The 20,120-nt window shown below is 66.5% G+C and carries 13 protein-coding genes; 3 read left to right on the top strand and 10 right to left on the bottom strand.

Annotation, left to right across the window (positions count from 1 at the left end):
• The first annotated feature begins 224 nt into the window (after positions 1-224).
• A complete protein-coding gene (locus tag C8C99_RS01180) occupies positions 225-2,015 on the top strand; it encodes an ATP-binding protein (RefSeq protein ID WP_233247140.1) in 1,791 nt (596 codons plus the stop codon).
• A 43-nt stretch (positions 2,016-2,058) separates the two neighbouring features.
• On the opposite strand, the gene C8C99_RS01175 is transcribed toward C8C99_RS01180, so the two are convergent.
• Entirely contained in the window at positions 2,059-3,699 is a 1,641-nt protein-coding gene (locus C8C99_RS01175) for an iron ABC transporter permease (RefSeq protein WP_108624667.1), read from the bottom strand.
• A 121-nt stretch (positions 3,700-3,820) separates the two neighbouring features.
• Between C8C99_RS01175 and C8C99_RS01170 the strand changes: the two genes are divergently transcribed.
• Complete coding sequence (locus tag C8C99_RS01170; RefSeq protein ID WP_108624666.1) at positions 3,821-4,885, top strand: ABC transporter ATP-binding protein; 1,065 nt, start codon at positions 3,821-3,823, stop codon at positions 4,883-4,885.
• Between the two features lie 84 nt (positions 4,886-4,969).
• On the opposite strand, the gene C8C99_RS01165 is transcribed toward C8C99_RS01170, so the two are convergent.
• The 7 genes from C8C99_RS01165 to C8C99_RS01135 form a co-directional block, all read right to left on the bottom strand.
• Positions 4,970-6,202, bottom strand: coding sequence for a Yip1 family protein (locus C8C99_RS01165; protein ID WP_108624665.1), 1,233 nt, complete (start codon positions 6,200-6,202; stop codon positions 4,970-4,972).
• Between the two features lie 186 nt (positions 6,203-6,388).
• Positions 6,389-7,126, bottom strand: coding sequence for a 1-acyl-sn-glycerol-3-phosphate acyltransferase (locus tag C8C99_RS01160; RefSeq protein WP_108624664.1), 738 nt, complete (start codon positions 7,124-7,126; stop codon positions 6,389-6,391).
• 39 nt (positions 7,127-7,165) lie between these two features.
• On the bottom strand, positions 7,166-8,461 hold the full coding sequence (locus tag C8C99_RS01155) for a dihydroorotase (RefSeq protein WP_056637264.1): 1,296 nt from the start codon (positions 8,459-8,461) through the stop codon (positions 7,166-7,168).
• 79 nt (positions 8,462-8,540) lie between these two features.
• Positions 8,541-9,503 (bottom strand): aspartate carbamoyltransferase catalytic subunit, encoded by a 963-nt coding sequence (locus tag C8C99_RS01150; protein ID WP_056066217.1) that lies wholly within the window; start codon positions 9,501-9,503, stop codon positions 8,541-8,543.
• A gap of 2 nt (positions 9,504-9,505) precedes the next feature.
• On the bottom strand, positions 9,506-10,027 hold the full coding sequence (pyrR, locus tag C8C99_RS01145) for a bifunctional pyr operon transcriptional regulator/uracil phosphoribosyltransferase PyrR (RefSeq protein WP_056637269.1): 522 nt from the start codon (positions 10,025-10,027) through the stop codon (positions 9,506-9,508).
• Complete coding sequence (gene ruvX / locus C8C99_RS01140) at positions 10,024-10,455, bottom strand: Holliday junction resolvase RuvX (RefSeq protein ID WP_056637272.1); 432 nt, start codon at positions 10,453-10,455, stop codon at positions 10,024-10,026. The genes pyrR and ruvX overlap by 4 nt, the downstream gene beginning before the upstream one ends.
• Positions 10,452-11,051 carry a YqgE/AlgH family protein gene (locus C8C99_RS01135; protein ID WP_108624663.1) on the bottom strand — a complete coding sequence of 200 codons (600 nt, stop codon included), beginning with the start codon at positions 11,049-11,051 and terminating at the stop codon, positions 10,452-10,454. Before C8C99_RS01135 ends, ruvX begins: the two co-directional genes overlap by 4 nt.
• A gap of 21 nt (positions 11,052-11,072) precedes the next feature.
• Between C8C99_RS01135 and C8C99_RS01130 the strand changes: the two genes are divergently transcribed.
• The gene (locus C8C99_RS01130) at positions 11,073-12,557 is read left to right on the top strand and encodes a deoxyribodipyrimidine photo-lyase (RefSeq protein ID WP_199226271.1); all 1,485 of its coding nucleotides are present in this window, start codon (positions 11,073-11,075) and stop codon (positions 12,555-12,557) included.
• Between the two features lie 54 nt (positions 12,558-12,611).
• Here the strand turns inward: C8C99_RS01130 and C8C99_RS01125 are convergent, their stop codons facing one another.
• Together C8C99_RS01125 and C8C99_RS01120 are read right to left on the bottom strand one after the other, a co-directional pair.
• Positions 12,612-13,784, bottom strand: coding sequence for a PilT/PilU family type 4a pilus ATPase (locus C8C99_RS01125; protein WP_108624661.1), 1,173 nt, complete (start codon positions 13,782-13,784; stop codon positions 12,612-12,614).
• A gap of 109 nt (positions 13,785-13,893) precedes the next feature.
• On the bottom strand, positions 13,894-20,112 hold the full coding sequence (locus C8C99_RS01120; protein WP_108624660.1) for an Hpt domain-containing protein: 6,219 nt from the start codon (positions 20,110-20,112) through the stop codon (positions 13,894-13,896).
• Positions 20,113-20,120: the final 8 nt, after the last annotated feature.

Genomic DNA, 20,120 nt, shown 5'->3' with positions numbered 1-20,120 from the left:
TTGTCTGTGGGAACTGGCGGCCCCTGCCAGGGTGTCGCCCGTTGTAGAACGTTCTGCTCATTGGGCGGTGCCCGGGCGGGTCGGCAGTGCGCCTGGCCGGCGTGGTGATGGAGTCCCGCAGGTGGGGTGCCCAGCTCGGCGACTTGCCGCGCGAATCACCGGCCTGCGGTCCGCGCGGGCCGCAGGCCTATGATGGTTGCAGTTGCTTACTTAAACACTCGCCCATGACGGCCCCTGCCTCGCCTTCCGCAGCCCCCCCAGCGCATCAGCCCCCCGACGGCCCGTCCTTGCAACCCAAGCGGCCGTCGAGCCTGCCCTTGCGCACCATGGTGGCATGGGGCACGGCCCTGGTGCTGCTGCTGGCCTGGACCACGGTAATCGTCCTGCTGAATGTGTCCTGGCGCGATGCCATGAATGCGCAGGTCCGACAGAACAGCAATCTGGCGCTGAGCCTGGGCGAACAAACTGTGCGGGTGATGGCGGCGGTGGACCAGGCCACCATCCGCATGCGCGACGCGGTCCAGGCCAACGACTTTGAAAAGGCCGATTTCACGCGGTTCGCCAATGAAACCGGGCTGGCGCCCCAGATCCTGACCCAGCTCTCTCTGGTAGGACCCGACGGCCGGTTCATCGGCAGCAACATCGACCCCACGGGCGAAAAAACCGGCCATGTCGATCTGTCGGAGCGCGAGCACGTACAGGTGCACCTGAACCCGAAAGCGCCGGAGGCTACGCGCCTGCAGCAGACACCCAACGGATTGTTTGTGGGCAAGCCGGTGGTGGGCAAGGTCTCTGGCAAAGCCACCATCCAGCTATCGCGAAAGATCCCGGATGTCAACGGCGGCATCGCGGGCCTGGTGGTGGCCTCCGTGAACCCCGGCTATTTTGAGGACGTCTATCGGGGTGTGCAGCTGGGGCACATCGGGGTGGTGACCCTCATCGGCAACGACAGGACCGTGCGCGCCCGTGTCTTGGGCGGGCAGAGCGCGGGCATGGGCAGCGTGATCGCGCGGGCGGCCAACAACAACATGGAGGAACTGGGGAGCAACGGCAACTATGTGCGCTCCAGTGGACTGGACGGCGTCGAACGCATCTATGCCTACAGCCGTGTGGGCGAATATCCGCTGCTGGTTGTGGTGGCCACGAGCACCGACGAATCCTTGCAGGAATGGCGCGCCAGCCGCAACGTGGCCTTGTTCACCATGGCGCTCTTCAGCGTCGCGCTGGTGGGTGCCGCGATCATCTTTGTGCGCAGCGTGCGCCAGCTGGAGAGCACCAATGCTGCCCTGCGCGTCAGCGAGGCCGAAGCCCGCTCGGCCAGCCAAGCCAAGAGTGAGTTCCTGGCGGCGGTGTCGCACGAACTGCGCACGCCCCTCACCAGTATCCGGGGGTTTGCCGAGCTGATGGAACTGCGGCTGGACCAGCCACGATACAAAGAGCAGGCTGGATTGATACGCAAGGCGGCCGAACACCTCAACGCCCTGCTCACCGAAATCCTGGACCTGGCCAAGGTGGAAGCAGGCGCCATGCCCCACACGCCCACCGAGCAGAACGTGGCAGAGATCGTCCAGTCCACGGCTGATTTCTTCGCCGTCACGGCGGCCAACAAGAACCTGGCGCTCCACGTGCGCATCGACCCCGAAGCCCCCCACACCCTGCTGTGCGACGGACTGCGGCTCAAACAGGTGCTCAACAACCTGCTCTCCAACGCCATGAAATTCACGACCGAGGGCTCGGTCGCCATCGAGGTGGACACCGCCGGTGACACCGTGCGTTTCCACGTGGTGGACACCGGCCCCGGCATCCCGGCGCACCTGCACGAAACGGTGTTTGAAAAATTCCGCCAGGGCAACGACCAGGTGAGCTATCAGCACGGCGGCACCGGCCTGGGGCTGGCGCTGTCGCGGGCCCTGGCGGCGTTGATGGGCGGCACACTCACGCTGTCCTCCGCGGAGGGCCAGGGGTCGCGCTTCACCCTCACCCTGCCCCGCAACCCAGGTACCGCGCCTCAGTAAACAACGCCGCCCAGCGCGATGCGCGCGCCACGGCGTTGTTGGGTCAGTGCCGCCGACTGCGCAGCGTCCGGCTGAGCAGAATCACCGGAACCAGCCCCACCGCCACCAGCGCCAGCGACGGCAGGGCCGCCTCGCCCAGCCGCTCGTCACGCGCGAGCTGGTAGGCGACCACGGCCAGGGTGTCGCTGTTGAAGGGGCGCAGCACCATGGTGGCGGGCAGCTCCTTCATCACGTCCACAAACACCAGCAGCGCGGCCGCTGCGGTAGACCGCTTGAGCAGCGGCCAGTGCACGCGTGCCAGCAGGCCCGCGCTGCCCGTGCCCAGCATGCGGGCCGAGTCATCCAGGCTGAGTGGAATCCGCGCGTAACCGCTCTGCATGGACTGCAGGGCCACCGCACAGAACCGCACCAGATAGGCCCAGACGATGCCCAAGGCCGTGGCCGTGACCAGCCCTCCCACGCCCCACTGCGGCATGGCGGCCTGCAGCCAGCCCACGGGCAGCAACAGCCCCACCACCACGACGGCACCGGGCACGGCATAACCCACGCTGGCCAGTTGCACCACGCCGCGCGTGATGGCGTCGGCCTGACGGCGCACCGCAAAGGCCAGAGCGAGCGCGATGGCAACGGCCAGGGCGGCAGTGATGCCCCCGAGGCGCACGCTGTGCCAGGCCCATTCCAGAAAACGCCCCCACGGCAGCACCGACCAGTCGGCCGCCAGCGGGCGCAGCATGAAGAGCACAGGCGCCACAAAGCCCATGAGCACTGGTAGCGCGCACACACCCCAGGCGGCCCAGCGCCGCACACCACGAAGTTGCAGCGGCTGGGCCTCGGCCGAGCCTGCGCGCCCGCCGCCGGTGGCAAAACGCATGCGCTTTTGCGCGCGGTGCTCCAGGTGCAGTAGCGCCATCACCACCACCAGCAGCATGGTGGCCAGCTGCGCGGCAGCCAAGCGGTTGTCCATGGACAGCCAGGCCTTGTAGATGCCGGTGGTGAAGGTCTGGATGCCGAAGTAGCTGGCCACGCCGAAGTCGGCCAGGGTTTCCATCAGCACCAGCGCCACGCCCGCCGCCACAGCCGGGCGCGCCAGCGGCAGGGCCACGGCGCGGATGCGGCGGGATAGCGGTGCGCCCAGCAGGCGAGCGGCCTCCATGAGGTGGGCGGCGCGCTCCCCCAGGGCCGTGCGTGCCAGCAGGTACACGTACGGGTACAGCGAGAAGATGAACACCCACACGGCGCCGCCCAGGCTGCGTACTTCGGGCAGCAAGCGGCCTTCCAGGCCGAAGGTGTTGCGCAGGCCCACCTGCAGAGGGCCGCTGAACTGCAGAAAGTCGGTGTACGCATAGGCCGTCACGTAGGCGGGCATGGCCAGGGGCAACAGCAGCAACCATTCAAAGGTGCGGCGGCCCGGAAAGTCGAACAGCGTCACAGCCGCAGCCGCCACGGTGCCCACCACGGCGGCGCCCAGCGCCACCAGCACACTCAGCCACAGCGTTGTCCACACGTAGCCGGGCAGCACGGTGGAAGCCATCTCGCGCAGGATGGCGCCCGCCTGCGCATCGCCCTGCCCCGTGGCCGACAGCGGCAACCACGACGCCAGCACCGCCAGCACCGGCAAGGCCAAAAAGCCTGCAAACAGGATCAGCGGGATGCTGCGAAGAACAGAAGACGGCGTGCGGCGCAAGGCAGGGGGCTCGGCAGAAGGAAGAAAGCGCACACCTGCCCAAAGGCATGGACACCGCAGCGCCCAGGAATGCAAATGCGAATTTTAAGCATTCACTCCACCCCGCCTAAAATGCGTGGATATGTTTCTTGAGGTCTCCCAACTCGAAGTGCACTACGCAGGCCGTGCACAGGCCGCCGTGCAAGGCGTCACGCTCAGCCTGAAAGCGGGCGACATCGGCGTGCTGATTGGCCCCTCCGGCTGCGGCAAGACCACCCTGCTGCGCGCCGTGGCCGGTCTGGAGCCCGTGACGGGCGGCGAGATCCGCCTGACCAAAAGCGTGGTCAGCAGCGCCACCCTGAGCGTGCCGCCCGAGTTGCGGCGCATCGGCATGGTGTTCCAGGACTACGCGCTGTTCCCGCACCTGTCGGTGGGCCGCAATGTGGCGTTTGGCATCCACCAGCTGCCCCGGGCCGAGCAGGCCGCGCGCGTGGCTGAGGTGCTGAAGCTTGTGGGGCTGGAGGGCAGCGAGCACCGCTACCCGCACGAACTCTCTGGCGGCCAGCAACAGCGTGTGGCGCTGGCCCGCGCGCTGGCGCCGCGCCCGCAACTCATGCTGCTGGACGAGCCGTTCTCCAACCTCGACGTGGACCTGCGCGAGCGCCTGGCGCACGAGGTGCGCGGCATCCTGAAAGCCGCTGGCGCCACGGCCCTGTTCGTCACCCACGACCAGTTCGAGGCGTTTGCGATTGGCGACGTGATCGGCGTGATGAACGAGGGCCACCTGCACCAATGGGACGACGCGTACACCCTGTACCACCGTCCCGCCACGCGGTTTGTGGCGGACTTCATCGGCCACGGTGTGTTTGCGCCGGCCACGCTGGTGCAGCGCGGCCATAACGTGGTGGCCCAAACACCTTTGGGCGATCTGACCGACCTGGATGAGTGCCCCCTGCCCAGCAGCTACCCCGGTGGGGAATGTGATGTGCTGCTGCGCGCCGACGACATCGTGCACGACGATCATGCGCCCGTGCAGGCGCAGATCGTGCGCAAGTCGTTCCGGGGCTCGGAGTTTCTGTACACCCTGCGCCTGGCCAGCGGCCACACGGTGCTGGCCCATGTGCCCAGCCACCACGACCACGCGCTGGGCGAGTGGATCGGCATCCGCGCCCAGGTGGACCACGTGGTGACGTTTCCGCGTGGCTAAGGGGGTGTTGGGATCAAAATCGGTCGGATGCGCTAGTCGAGCATGCCTGAATAGCTATTGAATCAATAGCAACTACCCTTCCGCTCAGGACTTGCCCTTGCGCTGCAGGCCCTCCAGGCCGTTCAGGTCCACCTGCGACATCAGGGCTCGCAGCTCTTTCACACCGATCTTGTCGCCCTCGATACTGACCACGAGGCCGTTCTTCAGGATGGTCTTGAACTCGGCGTGGCTGCCGTCCTTGTCGTAGCGCTGGTGCAAGGTGCGGCCGCCTTCCTGCCAGGTCTTCTCGGCGCTGGTCTGGTCTTCCTTCTCGCCCTGCGCCATGCCCATGGCCATCACCGCCATCTGCCCCAGGCCGCCCACATCCACGATCTCCAGGCGCAGCTGCTTGTTGTCGTTGCCATATTGCGCGCTGGCCTGGCTGGTGGGCAAGCCCAGGGCGGCACCGTCCTGCACATCAAAACCCGTGCGGGGCAGGCCTGCCAGCTTCTCCGGCAGGGCCGCCTTGAGCGACTGGGCCGCAATGGCCTGCCCCCCACCCAGCACACCGGCAGCGGCCTTGGCGGCGTCGCCCGTGGCGGCGGCGATGGCGGCCGGGTCCTGGCTCTTCTGGGCCTCTTCCATCTTGCGGGCGGCTTCTTCCATCTTCTTGCCCGCAGCTTCCAGGCCGGCGGTGTCGATGGAGACCTTGCCGCCGGGTGTGTTCATGGTGATGGCAGGGGCGTCGGCACCGCCAAACAACGCACCGCTGCGCGGCATGAACAGCGCACTGACGGCACCGATGACCACACCCATCACGATGGCCGCAATGATGACCACGACCGTGTAGCCCACCGACTTCTCAGGCGCACTGCGCATGAGCACAGGCAGGCCGGTGTAGAGCAGGTAGATGGAGTACAGCGCCGCAAGCAAACCCAGCATGGCCAGCGATGGCAGCAGGCTGAACACACCGCCCAGCAAGGCGGCCGTGCTGGCGTACACCGCCACCTTCTGTGCCTGGATGGCGTTCTTTTGCCCGCCAAAGGTGGGCGCCAGCGTATCGATGATGAAACCGAGCACCAGCAAGCCCACCAGACTCAACCCGTACGACACGACCATGTTCACCAGCCCGGACACGAAAGGCACGCGGATGGTGACGCCGAAGCCGCCAAAGCCGATCAGCGACATGCCGATGAAACCGCAGACCGCCGGGATGGCCGCCAGGACCATGGCGTAGCGGGTGAACAGGGTGGCGGTGTCGGTGACTTCCGCATCGATGGTGGCCCAGGCCTCCTTGGGTTGCAGAAGAATGCTTTTGGCGCGTTCAATCAGGTTCATGGTGCCCTCCCGGCAGTGTGCAAAGGCCTGCGATGAACCGCAGGCAAATGGAAAGCGCGGACGATACGGGACATTGCGCCGGGCAGACCACCTAGACGACCACCTGCCGGGCTCAAAGCGTGGAATATGCACGCTTTTGCCGCACAAAGACAGCTCGTTGGGAACCCAGGGAACCTGTGTGCGTTCTCAGGCCTTGCGCAGTTGATCGACCGTGTCGTGCAGGTGCTGCGTCCAGGTGCGGCGGTCGCGCTCGCCTGCCAGCTCGGGCGGGCCGTAGTGCACCACGGCCTCGATGGGCGGGGCGCTGAGCGTGCGCCAGATCGAGCCCACCAGGGTTTCGTCGCCGATGTAGCTCGGCGCAAAGCTGGTGGCGCCGGTGGCCTTGTCGGCAAAGCGCAGGCCCACGGGCTGCACTGGCGCCTGCGCGGCCACAGCGGCCTGCAGCAGGTTGGCATGGAAGGGCAGCATCTCGCGCCCGTCACCCGTAGTGCCTTCGGGGAACACGGCCAGCACTTCGCCACGCTCCAGCGCCTCCTGCATCGAGCGCACCATGCGCAGCGCATCGCGGCGCGAGCTGCGCTCGATGTAGAGCGTGCCTGCGGCCGTGGCCAGGGTGCCGATCAGTGGCCAGCCCTGCACGTCGGACTTGGAGACAAAACGGCAGTGCCGCGCCGCATGCATCACGGGGATGTCAAGCCAGGAGATGTGGTTGGCCACCAGCATCACCGGCCCGGTCACCGGGGGTTGCCCCAGGATGCGCAGGCTCACGCCCGCATGGGCCAGCAGCTCCAGCGACCACACCTGCACGCGGGCGTGCTGCTGGTCGGGCGACAGCGCTGGAAAACGCAGTGCCACGATCCACAGGCCTTTGGCAATGTGGCCCAGCAGCCGCAGCAGCCGCCAGCAGGCGCGCAGGGATCTCATCACAAGGCCCGGCCCTGGGCCTGGCTGCAGCGCGCCACGTCAGCCCCGGTCAAAAGCGACCTGTCCGCCGACCAGGGTCATGCGCACACGGCCGGGCAGTTCATAGCCCGAGAACGGCGTGTGCTTGCCCTGGCTGGCGAGCGCGTCGTCCTGCACCGTCCACGCGGCCTGCGGGTCGAAGATGCAGAGGTCACCCACGCCACCTTCCACGATCTGACCTACGCTGGCCTGCAAGGTGCCCAGCGCATTGCCCAGCACGCGTGCGGGCTCGGCAGTGACCACAGCCAGCGCGCGCTGCAAAGGCACGCCGCTGTCCTGCGACCACTTGAGCGCGAGCGACAGCAGCAGCTCCAGGCCCGTGGCGCCGGGTTCGGCCTCGGCGAACGGCAAGGTCTTGGCATCTTCATCGACGGGGGTGTGGTCGGACACCAGCGCGTCGATGGTGCCATCGAGCAGCGCCGCGCTCAGGGCATCGCGATCGCGCTGCTGGCGCAGCGGCGGGGTCAGGCGCGCGCGGCTGTCGAAGAAGCCGATGTCGTTTTCGGTGAGGTGCAGCGTGTTGATGCTGATGTCGCAGGTGACCTTGAGGCCCTCGGCCTTGGCGCGGCGCACCAGCTCGACACCCGCAGCGCTGCTCAGGCGGCACAGGTGCACGCGTGCGCCGGTGGTCTTGAGCAGTTCAAAAATGGTGTGCAGCGCAATGGTCTCGGCCGCCACGGGCACGCCCGACAGGCCCAGCCGCGTGGCCAGCGCACCGCTGGCAGCCACGCCCTTGCCCAGGTGCATCTCTTGCGGACGCAGCCACACGGTGTAGCCAAAGGTGGCGGCGTACTGCAGCGCGCGCTGCAGCACCTGGGTGCTGGCCAGCGGCACCTCGGCCTGGCCAAAGCCCACGCAGCCGGACTCGGTCAGCTCGGCCATCTCGGTGAGCACCTCGCCCGCCAGGTTGCGCGTGAGCGCCCCGAGCGGAAAAAGGCGCGACTGGTGCAGCTTCTCGGCGCGGAACTTGAGCATCTCCACCAGGCCGGGCTCGTCCAGCACGGGGTCGGTGTCGGGCGGGCAGACCAGGCTGGTCACGCCACCGGCCACGGCGGCGGCCATTTCGGATTCGAGCATGCCTTCGTGCTCGTGGCCGGGCTCGCGCAGGCGCGCCGCCAGATCCACCAGGCCAGGCAGCACGATGCAGCCCGTGGCATCCACCACGCGCTTGGGCGCAAAGTCGGGCGGCACGCGGTTGACCCCCACGATGCGGCCTGCAGCAATGGCGATGTCACAGGTCTGGTCAAGGCCCGAAGCGGGGTCGATCACCCGGCCGTTTTGGATCAGTATCTTCATGATTTCAAGTCAAATAGGCCGATAGCGCCGGTGATATATGCGCTAGCAGCTATTAAAACAGGAGCATTCACCCGATGGGTCACGCTTCATTCCCCGCGACGATGGACATCACTGCCATGCGCACCGCGATGCCGAAGGTCACCTGCGGCAGGATCACGCTTTGCTTGCCATCGACCACGGCGGAGTCGATCTCCACGCCGCGGTTGATGGGGCCGGGGTGCATGACGATGGCGTCGGGCTTGGCCAGTTGCAGCTTCTCCTGCGTGAGGCCAAAGCTCTTGAAGTATTCCTGGCTGGACGGCAGCAGCGCGCCGCTCATCCGCTCGTTCTGCAGGCGCAGCATGATGACCACGTCGGCATCCTTGATGCCCTCTTCGAGCGTGTGGCACACGCGCACGCCCATCTGCGCCATGTCCGACGGCACCAGGGTGCGCGGGCCCACCACGCGCACTTCGGCGCAGCCCAGGGTGGTCAGGCCGTGGATGTCGGAGCGCGCCACGCGCGAGTGCAGCACGTCGCCCACGATGGCCACGGTGAGGTTGCTGAAGTCCTTCTTGTAGTGGCGGATGGTGTACATGTCCAGCAGCCCCTGCGTGGGGTGGGCATGGCGGCCATCGCCGGCGTTGATCACGTGCACATGGGGCGCCACATGCTGCGCAATCAGGTACGGCGCGCCCGACTCGCTGTGCCGCACCACGAACAAATCGGCAGCCATGGCCGAGAGGTTGGCGATGGTGTCGAGCAGCGACTCGCCCTTGCTGGCCGAGCTGCGCGCGATGTCCAGGTTGATCACGTCGGCCGACAGGCGCTTGGCCGCGATCTCGAAGGTGGTGCGGGTGCGCGTGCTGTTCTCGAAGAACAGGTTGAACACGCTCTTGCCGCGCAGCAGGGGCACCTTTTTCACTTCGCGGTCGTTCACGCTCACGAAGTTGGCCGCCGTGTCGAGGATGTGCGTGACGATGTCGCGCGGCAGCCCTTCGATGGACAGCAGGTGGATGAGTTCGCCGTTGCCGTTGAGTTGGGGATTGCGCTTGTGCAGCACGGTCAGGCCTCTTTGACTTGGAATTGGAAGGTGCCGCTATCGTCGCGGGCCAGGGCCAGCGACTGCGCGGCAGGCAAGGCCACGCGTGCGGCAGCAAAGTCGGCTTGCACAGGCAACTCGCGCCCGCCCCGGTCCACCAGCACGGCCAGGCGCACGCTGGCGGGGCGGCCGTAGTCGAACAGCTCGTTGAGCACGGCGCGGATGGTGCGGCCGGTGTAGAGCACGTCGTCCAGCACCAGCACGTCGGCGCCGTTCACATCAAACGGCAGCGCGGTCTGTGCGCTGGCCGACAGACCGCGCTGCGCGAAGTCGTCGCGGTGCATGACCGACGAGAGCACACCGGCGGGCCCTTCCAGGCCCAGGTCTTTTTGCAGACGCTCGGCCAGCCAGGCACCGCCCGAGGCAATGCCTGCCAGGCGCGTGGTGGGGGTGAGCATGCTGCGCACGCCGCGCAGCAGCTCGCGGTACAACGCCTCGGCGTCGAGCACCAGGCTGCCGGACATGCCGGGGGAGGGGGTGGTCATGGGAGATTCCTCAAAAACTGTTCCAGGATGATGCAGGCCGACGCTGCGTCGGCATCCTTGGCACCACCCGCAATGGCCTCGGTGGTGCTGTAGCGTTCGTCCACCTCGAACACCTGCAAGCCAAACCGCCCGCGCAGTTGGCGGCCGAACTTGAGCGCGCGTGCAGTGTTTTCGTGGCTCGCGCCGTCGGGGTGGTAAGGCACGCCGATCACCAGCGCGTCGGGCTGCCACTCCTTGATGCGCTCGGCCACCTGGGCAAAACGGGCGTCGCCCTCGGCCTGGATGGTGCGCTGTGGTGTGGCGCTCTTGAGCATGCGGTTGCCCGAGGCCACGCCCGTGCGCTTGAGGCCAAAGTCAAAAGCAAGAAAGGTCTGGAAATGCGCAGGAACGGCTGGCGGCTGGATGGGCTGAGCGGGCGAACCGGTCATGCGTGCCCCGCCTCGGGCGACAGCATCCAGGCCTTCAGGCCCAGCAGCGACAAGGCCCGGTCGTAGCGCTCGGGCACGGGGGTGTCGAAGATCACCGACAGATCAGCCGCCACGGTGAGCCAGGCGTTCTCGGCCAGCTCGGATTCGAGCTGCCCCTCACCCCACGACGAGTAGCCCAGCGTGATGAGCACGCGGCGCGGGCCTGCCCCCGTGGACAGCGCTTCGAGCACGTCCTTGGAGGTGGTCATCTCTAGCCCGCCCGGGATGGTCATGGTGGACGCGTAGGCCGACTCGTCCGTGTCCGCGCTGTTCGTCAGCATGGGCTCGTGCAGCACGAAGCCGCGCTCGGTCTGCACCGGCCCCCCCTGGAAGACGGGCGCCGTGGTGAGGTCCTCACGGCGCAGGGACAGGTCCACCTTGTCGAACAGGCCCTTGAGGGTGATGTCGGTGGGCTTGTTGATGATGAGGCCGAGCGCACCGCGCTCGCCGTGCTCACACAGATACACGACGCTACGCGCAAAAGACTCATCTTCCAGGCCGGGCATCGCGATCAGGAAGTGATGCGTCAGGTTGATGGGCGCAGAATCGAAAGACATCTCGCAATTTTAACGGTGAACATGCCCCCCTCCCCCGAGCCCACTTACCCCCGTGGCCTGGTCTGGTTCCGCCGCGATCTGCGTGCGCACGACCAGGCCGCCCTGTACCACGCGCTGACGCGCTGCGAACAGGTGTTCTGCGCCTTTGTATTTGACAAGGACATCCTCGGCGCCCTGCCCCGCGCCGACCGGCGGGTGGAGTTCATCCGGGAGTCGCTGGTGGAACTGGACGACACCCTGCACACGCTTTCGGGGCAGGAACGGGGCGGCCTCATCGTGTGGCACGCGGTGGCCAGCGACGCCATTCCGGCGCTGGCCAGCGCCCTGGACGTGCAGGCCGTCTTTACCAACCACGATGACGAACCCCAGGCGCTGGACCGCGACCGCCTGGTCCGCACGCGCCTGGCGGCCGCAGGCAAGGCCTTTCACACTTTCAAGGACCATACCCTGCTGGAGCGCAGCGAGGTGCTGACGCAGACGGGGAACCCGTACAGCGTGTTCACGCCGTACAAGAATGCATGGCTCAAGAAGATCGATGCGTTCCAGCTCAAGAGCTATCCGGTGGAGCGCCATGCCCACCATCTGGCGGCGCGACCGCAAGGCCATTGCCAGCCCGTGCCCACCTTGCAGGACCTCGGGTTTGAGCCCACAGCGCTGTCCCAGCTGCGCCTGCCCACGGGCGCTCAGGGCGCACAGCAGCTGTTTGACGATTTTCTGGGCCGCATCGAACGCTATGAGGACACGCGCAATTTTCCGGCGGTAAAGGGCCCCAGCTACCTCAGCGTGCACCTGCGGTTTGGAACCATCTCGCCGCGCTTGCTGGCGCGCACGGCGCACCGCCTGATGCTGGAGGGTAACCCGGGCGCCACGACCTGGCTCAGCGAACTGATCTGGCGGGACTTCTACTTCCAGATCCTGCACCACCACCCGCATGTGGTGGGCCAGAGCTTCAAGCCGGCCTACGACGCAATCGCCTGGGAGACCGGCCCCGAGGCCGATGCGCTGTTTGCCGCCTGGTGCGAGGGCCGCACCGGCTACCCGCTGGTGGATGCGGCCATGGCGCAGATCAACCAGACGGGCTACATGCACAACCGCCTGCGCATGGTGGTGGCGAGCTTTCTGGTGAAAGACCTGGGCATCGACTGGCGCCGGGGCGAGGCCTACTTTGCCACCCACCTCAATGACTTCGACTTGGCCGCCAACAACGGCGGCTGGCAGTGGGCCAGCTCCAGCGGGTGCGATGCCCAGCCGTATTTCCGCATCTTCAACCCGGTGAGCCAGAGCGAGAAGTTCGACCCGGAGGGCAAGTTCATCCGTCGCTACCTGCCCCAGCTCGCTGCGCTCCCCACCAAGGCACTCCACGCCCCCTGGCTCGCGCGCCCGCTGGAGCTGCAGGAAGCTGACGTGCGCCTGGGAGACACTTACCCCCGACCCGTGGTGGAGCACGACGCCGCGCGGCAGCGCACGCTGGAGCGGTATGCGGTGGTGAAGACGGCTGCGGGCTGATGCCGTGCCACGCCTGGGGCCAGGCCCTGCGGCTGAAGCCGCACCAGGGTGAGGTCAGCGATGCCCCGGCGGTGGCGGATCACTGGGCGGGGGTTCCTCCGGCGCCATCTGCATGCCGTCGCCGCCCAGCGATGCGCCCGCAGCCAGCCGCAGCCGCAGGCGCACATCGGTGCGGTTGTCGGCGTTGGCAATGGCTTCTTCGGGCGATATAGCGCCCGCCTCCACCATGCCCAGCAGTGACTGGTCAAAACTCCACATGCCCTGCTCGCCACTGCGGGTGATGGCGGTCTTGAGCTCGTCGATCTGGCCCTTCTGGATCAGTTCGGACACATAGGGTGTGAGCAGCATGATCTCGGTCGCGGGCACCAGGCGGCCCGCCAGGCCTTGTACCAGGCGCTGCGCTACCACTGCCCGCAGGTTGAGCGACAGGTCCATGAGCAGCTGGCGGTGGGCGTCCTCGGGGAAGAAATTCACGATGCGCTGCACCGCCTGATTGGCATTGTTGGCGTGCAGGGTGGACACACACAGATGGCCGGACTCCGCATAGTGCAGCGCATGCTGCATGGTGGCCCGGTCACGGATCTCGCCGATCATGATCACGTTGGGCGCCTCGCGCATGGCACGGCGCAGTGCTTCGTCGTAGGACAGGGTATCGAGACCCACCTCGCGCTGCGTCACCAGCGATTTCTTGTGCGTGTGCAAATACTCGATGGGGTCCTCCACCGTGAGGATGTGCCCGCCGGTATGGGTATTGCGATGGTCCAGCAAGGCCGCGAGGGTGGTGGTCTTGCCCGAGCCTGCAGCCCCCACCGTCAACACCAGCCCCCCTTTGAGGAACGCCAGCCGCTGGATCACGGGCGGCAGCCCCAGCTCTTCCAGCGTCGGAATCCGGGCAATCACATGGCGGATCACCATGCCGACCTGCCCCCGCTGCATGTGCACGTTCACGCGAAAGCGCTCACCCTCGGCGGTCTGCAGCGAGAGGTCGCACTCCATCGTGGCTTCGAACTCCTTGCGTTGGGCGTCGCGCAAGATGGAATAGGCCATCTCTCGCACATCGCTGGGCGCCAGGACCTGCTGGGTGATGGGCACAAACGCGCCCTGGCGCTTGATGGTGGGCGCCGCGCCCGCCAGCAAGAACAGGTCAGACGCGCGCTCACGTGCCACCAGCGCCAGGCAGGCCAGCAGCCGGGGGTCGGAGGGACGGGCAGGGTCCAGCGGGTCCATCGGGCAGACTCAGGCCGCAGGGGTCCACGCACGGGGCATGGACAAAGTTGGTAGCGGGGCACTCCCCACCCGCGCAATACCGCCGGGCCGGGAGTGGTCCTGCATGGCGTCAGGCCTCTGCAGCTGCCGCGACGCGGGCGTAGTGCTGGATCAGGCTCAGCAACTCTTCGTCCGAATAGGGCTTGCCCAGGTAGTGGTTCACGCCCAGCTCCATCGCATGCTCGCGGTGCTTTTCAGCAATGCGCGAGGTGATCATGATGATGGGCAGATCACGCAAGGCACCATCTGCACGGATGTTGCGCGCCAGATCGAAGCCGTCCATGCGCGGCATTTCGATGTCGGACAGAACCACCGTCGGGCGCTCTTCCTGCAGACGCTCCAGCGCCTGCAGGCCATCGGCGGCCAGCGCCACACGGTAACCTTCGCGCTGCAACAGACGTTGCGTGACACGGCGCACGGTGATGGAGTCGTCCACCACCAGCACCAACGGCACCTGGCTGGTGCCCGCCAACTGGGGCGACACCACGGCCTTGGCCGTGCCAGCCACACCTTGTGCATCGGGCGCCGGCGCCATGTCGGCACTGGCTGCACGCACCTGGTCGCCATACACGGTGGCCAGGGCCACAGGGTTGTAGATGAGCACCACAGCACCCGAGGCCAGCACGGACATGCCCGCCAGGCCCGGCAGACGCGACAGCTGCGGCCCCAGGTTCTTCACCACCACTTCCTGGTTGCCCAGCACTTCGTCCACGTGCATCGCAATGCGCTGTGCTGCGCTTCGGAAGATCACGACCGGCCGGGTCTTGCCTGCAGGTTCGGTGCTGCGTGCAGAGGACTGCAGCAGAGCGCCGGACCAGAAGAACGGGATTTTCTCCATGCCGTCGTCAAACACACCGGTGCGGTAGGCCTCTGCGAGGTCGGGGGCCGAGGTGCGACGGACGATCTCGACCACGTTGGCCGGAACGCCAATCGCCAGGTCGCCCGAGCGCAGCATCACCACCTGCGTCACCGCCGTGGTCAGAGGCAGCACCATGCGGAACGCCGCGCCCTTGCCCGCCTCGGTGGAGGTTTCGATGCGGCCACCGAGCGCGTTGATCTCGGCACGGACCACGTCCATGCCGATGCCGCGACCTGCCAAGCCAGTCACTTCAGAGGCCGTCGAGAAGCCCGGCATGAAGATCAGGTTGGCAGCATCGGCATCGCTCAGTTCCACGCCAGGTTCCACGATGCCCTGGGACAGGGCCTTTTCGCGGATGCGCGGCAGGTTCAGGCCAGCACCGTCATCACGGAACTCGACTGACACGTCATTGCCTTCGTGGTGCAGGTCCACCGTGATGGTGCCCGACGCCGGCTTGCCGGCCGCCGTACGCACTTCAGGCTCTTCGATGCCGTGGGCCACGCAATTGCGCAGCAAATGCTCGAAGGCGGGCGTCATGCGGTCCAGCACGCCACGGTCCATTTCGATGGAGCCGCCGGTGATGTCCAGCTTGATCTGTTTGCCGGTCTCCTTGGAGGCCTGGCGCACCACGGCATACAGGCGTTCGGCAATGCCCTCGAACTCCACCATGCGCGTGCGCAGCAGATCGCGCTGCAGCTCACGCGCCTGACGGCCCTGGGCGATCAGGTCGTCTTCGGCCCCTTCCATGGCGCGTTGCAGGTTGCGCTGCACCGTGGCCACGTCGTTGACCGATTCGGCCATCATGCGGGTCAGCTCTTGCACCCGTGTGAAGCGGTCGAACTCCAGCGGATCGAAGCCCGCTGCAGAATCCTTGGACAGCGCCAGACGCGACTGCATCTGGGACTCGGCCTGCACCTCGATGTCGCGCAATTGTTGGCGCAAGCGGTCCAGGTTGCCCGACAGATCGACAAGCGAGCTGCGGAACTGCCCCAGGCGCGCATCCAGGCGCGAGCGACTGATCATCACTTCGCCCGCCTGGTTGACCAAGCGGTCCAGAAGCTGCGCACGCACACGCACAGACTGGTTGGCAGCCACCCGCAGGGGCGCCAACTGGGACGGCCCTGGCAGGCGCACTGCCGGAGCGGTGATGGCCTGTGGGCGGACAGAAGGTGCTGCAGGTTGAGAGACCGAGGGCTCGACCGCGTCTGCCACATTGGCACGGGAGGCGGGAACCGTCTCGACCGGCAGGGCGACTACGGTGTCGGAAGGATTCTGACCAATGGCGCGCAGCGCGTCGAAGTTGGCTTGCAACCCGTCGAAACTGCCTTGCAACGGCTCGATCTGGTCTGTGGTGACGGTTTCTACGTCCAGCTGCTCAATCGCAGATTCCAGCCGGTGGGCCATTTCACCGAGGCGCATCGCACCGGCCAGACGCGAGCTACCCTTGAGCGTATGCAGGGCCCGCAACACTTCGCTGCGAGCACTGAGGTTGTCCGGACGCGAAGCCCACTGCCGCAACGCACCGCCCAGCTGGGGCAACAACTCGGCCGCCTCTTCCTCGAAGATGGGGAACAGGTCGGGGTCGATGACGTCGATCGCATCAATGTCATCGTCGGCGTCCGGGATCGATGCAATGGCGTGCGCGATGGCATCGTCAATGCGCTGATCGTGGTCATGAACGACCGCAGACAGTGCAGGCGCCACATGGCCCGCCACAGGCACAGGCGCAGCGGGGACCGCAGGCTCGGCCTCGGGTTCTGCGTCCACCGTGAGCAAGCCAGCCTCCGGCGCTTGGGAGGCAACCTGCTCTGCGGCGTCGAGATAGGCCTGCGCATCCTCCTCGGGCGGAGACTGCGTGCTGACCACCTCGGTTTCCAGAATCTGGCGCAGCTGGGCCAGCACTTCAGGGCTGGGCTCTTTGAGGAACCCAGCGGCAAACTGATGCAACAGGCGGCGGATGTCTTCCGCCGCGGCCATGAAGGCCGCTGCCTGCTCCTGGGTTCCACCCGACTGCAGCTGGACATGCTGCAGCGTGTGCTCCAGCATGCGGGCCATTTCGGACAGTGCAGTGAAGCCCACGGTGGCGGAACTGCCGGCCAGAGAATGCGACAAGGCCACGGCCACGTCGGGCAGAGGCTCATGCAGTTCCAGCGCCCACTCTTGCAGGCAGGTGACCAGGCGGCGCGACCACTCATCGGCCTCGTTCAGGTACACGTTGTACAGAGGGATACCGATACGCAGCGTGTCAATCACCTTGACGGCATCGTCGCTGCCACCTTCTTCCTGCGGCAGGGCATCGAGCAGATTTGGCACCTCTGGCGCGGGCTCCACATCCGCACCGATGTCCTGTGGCAGTGCCTCGGAACTTGCTGCGACCTCGGCGACGGGAGCCAGCAATTCGGCTGCCTCGGCCGACTCGGCCTCCAGCAGCTTCTCCAGCTCGGCAACATCCAGGGCCTCCAACCCATCCGACGGGACGTTGGCAGGGGCATCGGCACTCACCACGTCCTTCAGTTCGCCCGCATCGAGCACCAGTTCTTCTGGGAGCAACAGCGCCTCGTCCATAGCGTCCGCCGGAGCTTCCAGCGGCACATCGACGGGGTCTGCATGAGCAATCTCCTGCGCCGGTGTTGCACCCGCCACAGGCTCCATATCAGGCAGTTCGAGATCGAGCACAAAGTCCGCACTGGACGGGTCGACCACGGGCGCTGGTTCGTGAGCAGACTCGTTCAGCGCAGCCGTGAACACCGAGAAGTCAATTTCTTCGGCCGCTTCCGGCGCTGCGGCAACGGCTTCGGCCGGCTGGTCGGACCCACGCATCGAGATCTCAGTGGCCTGGAAGTCGGGCACCGTCAGCTCGTCGTGGGGCACCTCGGCAGCCAAGGCAGCCACCGGCTCCAACGCTGTCTCGGCAATTTCCGGTTCAACCTGCGGCGCTGCAGGCTCGGGGGACACGCGGCCATCGGAAGGCACCACCAGCGGTACCAGGGTGCCATCCATACGCATGGCATCGGCGGACCGGCGGAAGGACTCGGGGTCCCAACCGGTTGCGCGGCCCGCAGCAATATCGTCCGCCCACCGGCTGAAGGCATGCAGTGCGTCCGTTGACAGTTGCAGCAGGCTGGGCTGCATAGGCTTTTGCTCGGCAAGCCACACGTTGAGCACCTGCTCCATCGACCAGGCCGCCTCACCAAAGTCATTCAACCCCACCATGCGCGAGCTGCCTTTGAGCGTATGGAACGCGCGGCGCAGCGTGGTCTGCTCGCTCAGGTCACCGGGTTCGCCCCGCAGCTGGTCAATGGCCGCCAAGCCGTTGACCACCACTTCACGCGCCTCTTCGAGGAACACGTCAAGCAGTTCATCCTCCACATCGGGCACTGCGGCGGGCGCAGCCGCGGCCACAAGAGAAGATGCCTCGGCTGGTGCCGGCGCCGGTGCCGCCACGACAGGAGCGGGTACGTCAAAGGAGATATCCGGGGCCAGGCCGGCGGGCTCTGCCGCAGGGGCCGATTCAAAATCAGGGAACGGAGCAAAGTCCGTGGGTTCGCTGACAGGCTCCTGCACCGGAAAACGGGGAATCACGTCGGGCACCACGGTGGCAGAACGCTCTTCCAGCTTGGCCGGTGCTTCTTCCATGGCATCGGAGGCGCGTGCACGGGTTTTGCCCATGAGGATGCGCAGTTCGCCCAGGTCCTCGTCATACACAAAGAGCTTGCGCGCCATGGTGCGCTGGTAGCTCAACATGTCGATCAGGAAGCCCAGTGCGCCCAGGCTGTTGCCCAGCTTTTCAAACGCGCTCTGGCGTTCCTCTTCGGGCATCTCGTTGATCAGCAGGCGCTCCACCGTGTCGCGCATACGGACCACAGCCAGCGAGGCCTGGTCCAGCCCCAGCACCGACAGCACGCCACGCATCTGCGCGAGGTGCCCGGGCACGGTCGCCAGCACACCGGTGTCTTTGGGGCTGCGGAAAAACTGGTCCATGGCCTTCTCGGCCTCACCCAGGGTCACCCGAAGTTCATCGACCACGCTGCCCATGGTCTGGTTGTCGCTGACCCGGCGGTACAGCTCTTCCATCCATTGTTCCAGGGGCTCGGGCTCGGCGCCCGCCGTGACTGCGTCCAGTCGCTCTGCGAGTCGGCTGGCGCGGGCTTCCATCTGGTCGTCTGCCGCGTCCAGCTCTTCAAAAGCCGCCTGCAGGTACAGCACCGAGGTGGCCACCTCCATCGCCAGCGCGGGCGACGGGGGCTCGCCCGATCGGGTGGTGGAGTCGAGGGCACGCGTCAACGCCTGCGCCAGGTTTTCGCTGCCTGGATGGAGCTTGCGCAGCGAATCGCACACCAGACTGAACTGGTCTGCGGCCGGCTTGAGTTTGTTGCGGTCGCCACCTGCGAGGGCCGACCAGGTTTCTGTCGCCGAAGCAATGCGCTTGCGCGCCTGCGTCAATACTGCGGGGTCAAAACGCCCGAAGCGGGCGGTTTCGTAGTCCACCGGTTTGAACCGGTCCAGCGCAAAAGCCTGGCGAACAGCACGCAGCGAGGGCGCTGCATCCTCTGCCAGATCTGCCACCCGGGCTTGCGAACAAAAGAACAGCAGATCCTGAACCAGCCGGTCGGCAATCGTCGGGTCACCCTTGGCCAGCGTGGCGTACTGCATGAGCACACGGGATGCCACACGTTTGACGTACACATCCGGCGGCAAAAGACCCGAGCCAAAGGCGTCGAAGAAACCTGCGCAGATTTTCCAGAACGCACGCGCCTGCCGGTCTGTTTGCGCGGCCACAAAGCCCAGGCAGGTGTCGCGCAAGCTCAGGGCGGCCTTCAGGTCACCCGATTTGACGATGCGAAGCACCGCCGCATCCAGCCGCGCCCGGGCTTCAGGGCCGTAGGACAGCGGAGGGCGCGACACAGCGCCTTCGGGTTCACGGAAACGACGCTCCACCGGCCACAGGTCGGCGGGGTGCACCCGGTCGGCGCCTGCCAATGCCTGTGCATCGCGGTATTGTGGAAACAGCGCCACCGGCGATACGGCTTTGCCCGCCAGAACGGTTTCGAGGTATTCGATCAGGGCGAAACTGGCGCGCTCGATCACTGCAGCAGCGTCGTCACTGCACGTCTCGGGGCGCTGCACAAACTTCTGCACCGCCGACTCCATGGACCGCAACACCAGTGCGGGCGGCCCCATGCCCACCATTTCCAGGGCACCGCAGGCCTGATGCAGTTGCTGGCGCGCAATGCGCAGGGGGCCAGCGTCTAGCGCCGCCAGATCGGATTCGCGCGCTACCTCGGCATCACGCACAAAGCGCCGCATTGCCTTGACGGCAGCGTCCAGCGACTTGCGAAGCTCGTCAAGCACCCAAGCCAAAGGACCCAGGTCCTGATCTCCCTGGGTCCCGTCTGCGGCCGATGCATTGTTGACATCAATAGATGACATGGATTCGT

Origin of the sequence: Acidovorax sp. 107 (assembly GCF_003058055.1) — a bacterium.
In the GTDB taxonomy this organism is placed as follows: Bacteria; Pseudomonadota; Gammaproteobacteria; order Burkholderiales; family Burkholderiaceae_C; genus Acidovorax.
The sequence above is the reverse complement of the archived record's forward strand: the minus strand, read 5'-3'. Positions and strand labels throughout refer to the sequence as shown.